General features: G+C 39.3%; 1 pseudogene. It reads left to right on the plus strand.

Going from position 1 to position 476, the window contains the following annotated elements:
* Positions 1-359, plus strand: a pseudogene (locus BBI00_RS15315) (L-asparaginase 1); the annotation flags it as partial.
* Positions 360-476: the final 117 nt, after the last annotated feature.

The following is a 476-nucleotide window of genomic DNA, read 5'->3' on the forward strand; positions in this document are numbered from 1 at the left end:
GAATTTTCCCGGGTACGCATTTGAGCCACTTCAAATAAATCCCCAAAATGAAGGTTCTGATCCTTCAGGTTTTTGGTTCAGGAACGATTTTCAGCAGTGAGAAAACACAGGAAACCCTTCAGGAAATCAGAAACAACGGAACTGAAATTGTGGTGGTAAGTCAGTGTATTTCAGGAGGTATTTCATTCGGAAAGTATGAAAACAGTAATATTTTCTCAAGAATCGGTGCCATCAGCGGAAGAGATATGACTGCCGAAACTGCGATTACTAAAGCAATGCACCTTATTGACAATCCAAGCTACTCCGGAAGCTTCGCAGATAATTTCACCAAAAGCCTTTGTGGAGAAATTACGGATTAATTTGTAAGAATAATTTGGATATTAAAGAAAATACACTATTTTTGCAATCTCAAAAAGAAAGGTGTCCGAGTGGTTGAAGGAGCTACCCTGGAAAGGTAGTATACGGGTAACTGTATC

The organism is Chryseobacterium arthrosphaerae (genome assembly GCF_001684965.1).
Taxonomy (GTDB): domain Bacteria; phylum Bacteroidota; class Bacteroidia; order Flavobacteriales; family Weeksellaceae; genus Chryseobacterium; species Chryseobacterium arthrosphaerae.